4 protein-coding genes and 1 pseudogene are annotated in these 3,956 nt (G+C 42.5%); 1 reads left to right on the top strand and 4 read right to left on the bottom strand.

What is annotated here, in order from left to right; genetic code table 11:
- The first annotated feature begins 119 nt into the window (after nucleotides 1-119).
- On the top strand, nucleotides 120-290 hold the full coding sequence (locus tag LDL35_RS14860) for a hypothetical protein (protein ID WP_304023890.1): 171 nt from the start codon (nucleotides 120-122) through the stop codon (nucleotides 288-290).
- Between the two features lie 24 nt (nucleotides 291-314).
- On the opposite strand, the gene LDL35_RS14855 is transcribed toward LDL35_RS14860, so the two are convergent.
- The 4 genes and pseudogenes from LDL35_RS14855 to LDL35_RS15510 all read right to left on the bottom strand — a co-directional run.
- Entirely contained in the window at nucleotides 315-554 is a 240-nt protein-coding gene (locus tag LDL35_RS14855; protein ID WP_304023887.1) for a hypothetical protein, read from the bottom strand.
- A 172-nt stretch (nucleotides 555-726) separates the two neighbouring features.
- Nucleotides 727-951, bottom strand: coding sequence for a type II toxin-antitoxin system HicB family antitoxin (locus LDL35_RS14850; RefSeq protein ID WP_304023884.1), 225 nt, complete (start codon nucleotides 949-951; stop codon nucleotides 727-729).
- Nucleotides 952-1,319: 368 nt separating this feature from the next.
- A complete protein-coding gene (locus LDL35_RS14845; RefSeq protein ID WP_304023881.1) occupies nucleotides 1,320-3,119 on the bottom strand; it encodes a DUF1998 domain-containing protein in 1,800 nt (599 codons plus the stop codon).
- Between the two features lie 327 nt (nucleotides 3,120-3,446).
- Nucleotides 3,447-3,647 (bottom strand): annotated as a pseudogene (locus LDL35_RS15510) (helicase-related protein); the annotation flags it as partial.
- Nucleotides 3,648-3,956: the final 309 nt, after the last annotated feature.

Genomic DNA, 3,956 nt, shown 5'->3' with positions numbered 1-3,956 from the left:
ATACCATGAGTATATCTCCTGTATATTGATAATGGATTGCCCAGATGTCAGTCACCTCTCATTGAGCAGAATCCACGCTGTGCCGGAACCGGGGGTTTGAATAATAGGGGTGGGGAGGAATGGTGCAGCCACCCGGTATCTCTGTGCCCTGGGGCAGAATTGCCTTTGCAGGGGAGGGATGGACCCGGGGACTGACCGGGCCTTGGAGTATCCCAGATATTTCCGAACCTGATCCACCAGTTCTCTCTTATGAATTAGGAGAAGCGGCCCCTGATTCTGATATATTTTAAAAATCCTCCCAGTTTTCATTAGACCTATGAGTTCTGTTCGCTCAGGTTTAAATAGGGCATGTGATCCGGTTCCCGACGATGGATATATTGTTCTTTTAGAAGGGGATGGTGGTTGATACGGTCCTTGATATGGCTGAAGGGAATGGCCCTGATGCGGACAGGATTATCTCCATGCTGCATGAGTGCTGGAAACCCACGGGTTTTTGGTTCGGTGACGGGAGCAGAACTGATTGAGGTTTTCGCTGAAGCAACACATCGGAACACCCGATATGGAAGGTGAAGAATTAGAACCCCAAGTTTTCGGAAATGAACTTTCGTTTCCGTTCCGGGCAGATATTCCGGACAAAAAGATATGAACGGTGAAAAGCCCGAATCAGGATTGATATGGTTAATGAAAGACTTGCCTCGACCAGTAACTCTCGCGGCTTTGGATATATCATACTAATACCCATGAAGCGGAAGAACTAGCTTGTGGAATTGGGAGACCATCTTCTTTCATACCTTCGATATGAAACGCAATCGCCTCATGCATCTGTTCTTCTGCCTCTTCACGGGTCTTTCCTGTTGCCACACAACCGGGGAGATCCGGGGAGTATGCAGCATAATTTGTCTCAGCTTTCTCAATAACAATCAAAAACCTATATTTTTTTCCTCTTTCCATGGCTCCTCTTCATTAATAATAGGAGTGAGCAGGAACTTATCTCTATGGTTTCGTTCCAATATGATCCCGGTTTCAGGCCCTGAAATGGTCCTCTGCCCCCTGACCCGGTTTTTCAGGAATAATTTTCGAATCAGTTGTAAGTTCTGAACGGAAATCCATGGAATTTTCTGGGGAGGAAACCTGCGGATAAGGGAAAAAATTATATCCGGATGACGAAAGAGCCACCCATATGGAGGGAATGAATGGTCATATATTGATGTTGACCAGATCCAAAAGAATCCATATATGCAGCCCATATAGAGAGACGAATTCTCGAAAGAACATCGATTCTGATCTTTACGGTTCGAATAGGGTGAGCTAGGTGTGTATTATATTGTTTCTTCTATCTCTTCATTTCCAAGTGCCATTGCAATTTCCTTCATTTTCCATCGTAATGACTTTGGATCATCTTTAACATACGAAGCAGGTATCGATATTACTGTAACTTTTTCTTTTGACTGCAACATTCTTCGGATATAATCATCCTTTGCTTCTTGCTCTGGATTTCCATGAATCCCGCGTGATAATCCATCAAGATAAATTGCAATTTTTATCGAACCATCAGAAGATGAATAATAAAAATCAGGTGTTGTAGTCAAATTCGAACTTAATTTAATTTTCACCTGAGTTTGAAATTTGGGAAATCCATAAGAATCAAGTTTTTCGCCTAATAACATCTCAACTGTATTGGTAGATCCTCCATCAATAATCGGATCTTCGATGATTGGCGGGATATAACAGACATGAGACACTTCATTTTTAAGTGTGTTAAGATGCTCCACTGCAGACTTACGATCTAATTCCTGGTGATAGAGCATGTTCGAATAACTTTTCATGCAATCATAACATGCTTTTTCACATGCTCCCTGACAATTACTTAATACATTTATCCCTTTGTCAACAAGATCGGTCCATTCATCGAGAATCTGATTAATAATCCCAGATCCTCCAGGCATGGGATCATACAACAAGACATTAAACTCTTCTTCATCCTGAGGTAAAATGAGAATCTGAAGGTCATCAGGTTCCATTTCTAAGGATACATTTGAAGCAATCCGAATACCTTCTGCAAGATTCACTGCATCAGCTTTTGAGGGAAGACCTTCAAATAGTAATCCATCAACCTGGGAATCAGCACTAAAACAGAGATATCCAGGTATTTCATGACAATTCTTTTCATGAATTTTATAGAAATTTTCTAGTTCCTTCGGAGAAGCATACGGCGATCGGGTAGCTCCACAAACCCTGCACACAGGATATCCCAAAATTCCTTCGGCAACCTTATCCGACGGGCCGATGTTGATCAACCGGATTTTTTGCCCGTGTAAGTGAGAGAATTCAACCATTCCGGATACATATTTATCAATCCCACGGTGTTCTCGCCGTAATTCTCCAAGAATCGCTACGGGGAGTTTAAACCTATTTGTTTCTTCATCTGATACGTGCGAGATAAATGACAACTCTGTATCACTTATAGGAATTCCCGATAATTCTAGGACCTGATCTTCAGCATATCCATCAGGGCGATTTTTTTCTTCAAATATCCTCATCGTCCTGATATTTGCAACATATTTTTCAGGATTGATTCCTTCTTCACCGAATGGGAGATGGTAGTATGCAACTTTATATCGCCCCCCATTTGCATATATAATATTTCCAGGAACGAATTCACGGAGTGCCAGGGTTTCAGGCCTGGTTAATTCAAATGTCTTTCTCATCCACCCTGTTGAGAAGGCATTACTAGCAAATCCCGTGATAGAGCCCTGATTTATTGCGTATCCGGGGAGGAAACCATATCTACCGAGGACGTTGAGGGTATAATTATCAAGACTTTTTCCGGCTATTTCTGCGATGTATTCTTTACACCGTCTTCTTAGGCGTTCATCCAGTTCTTCTAATTTGGATAAATCTTCTTCTTTTTTGTTCAGTTCATTCCTCTTATTGATAGCCCACATTAACCGCTGGTGGATGAGTTTTACCTGTTCTGAAAGTTTTGGTTGCAGTTCACCGAGATATTGCTGAATCACCTCATTTTCGACTTCATTAACACTATCTGATGGCCATTGTTCTGAAAAAATTTTCAAAACGCTTGATAGTAACGTCGATTCATGTTCATGAATTGTGGTCATCAGGTTGGATAGATCAACCGGTTCTGTTCGATACCTGTGATCTTCTGTGAACAGATATCCATTAACAAATTGTGGGAATGACTCCCGTAATGTGTGATGAATTTTTCTCTCTGTATCAGTCGGGTTATCCCGCTGAGACATCTGAGTTAATTTTGCCAACACGGTTGCATGAACGTGTTTACGTATCATCACCGGATTTTTCAGATTTAACCGGGGTGGATATACAGTTCCACCCAGAAGTCGCATCGGGTCTTCGAAGAAATATTCATCATGAGCCTTCCGGTTGCAATATGTATAAATCACTGCCATTCTGTGCCGTCTGCCAGCTCGTCCGGCACGTTGCCAATAATTTGCAGGTAATGGGGGAACATTTCTCATCAGGACCATATCAAGAGATCCTATGTCGATACCCAGTTCCAGCGTTGGTGTGGCAACAAGACAATTTATGCTCCCCTTTGGATTTTTGAATTGTTTCTCAATGTATTGCCGATCTTCTGCAGGAACCTGAGCGGTATGTTCCCGAGCCATTATCATGGTTAATTCACGGCCCAGAAGACTGACGTTATACTCATCCTCAGGAGGTTCTTCAAATCGGGTATGCCCTTTGCACCGGAATTTTGTGCAGGCCTGACCAGGAGATTCACGAGTGTGGACACGATTACAAATAGAACATCGATGACGCTCAAACTGAGAAATTATTCCCACTTTAGCGGAGTTGATCTGATACACTCCGCTTGCTCCTGGTAATGCCTGGTTCTTAGCATCTTTCAGGGTTACCGGAGTGAGTACATGCCACTTATTCACCAATCCTTCCCAGATATCTTCCAGTAACTGAGG

The sequence above is a fragment of the Methanospirillum hungatei genome (assembly GCF_020216685.1).
Taxonomy (GTDB): domain Archaea; phylum Halobacteriota; class Methanomicrobia; order Methanomicrobiales; family Methanospirillaceae; genus Methanospirillum; species Methanospirillum hungatei_B.
The sequence above is the reverse complement of the archived record's forward strand: the minus strand, read 5'-3'. Positions and strand labels throughout refer to the sequence as shown.

Bases quoted from the DNA above. Each gene is read 5' to 3' on its own strand.
- LDL35_RS14860 (WP_304023890.1), top strand. From the start codon at position 120: ATGGTGCAGCCACCCGGTATCTCTGTGCCCTGGGGCAGAATTGCCTTT.
- LDL35_RS14850 (WP_304023884.1), bottom strand. From the start codon at position 951: ATGGAAAGAGGAAAAAAATATAGGTTTTTGATTGTTATTGAGAAAGCT.
- LDL35_RS14845 (WP_304023881.1), bottom strand. From the start codon at position 3,119: ATGACCACAATTCATGAACATGAATCGACGTTACTATCAAGCGTTTTG.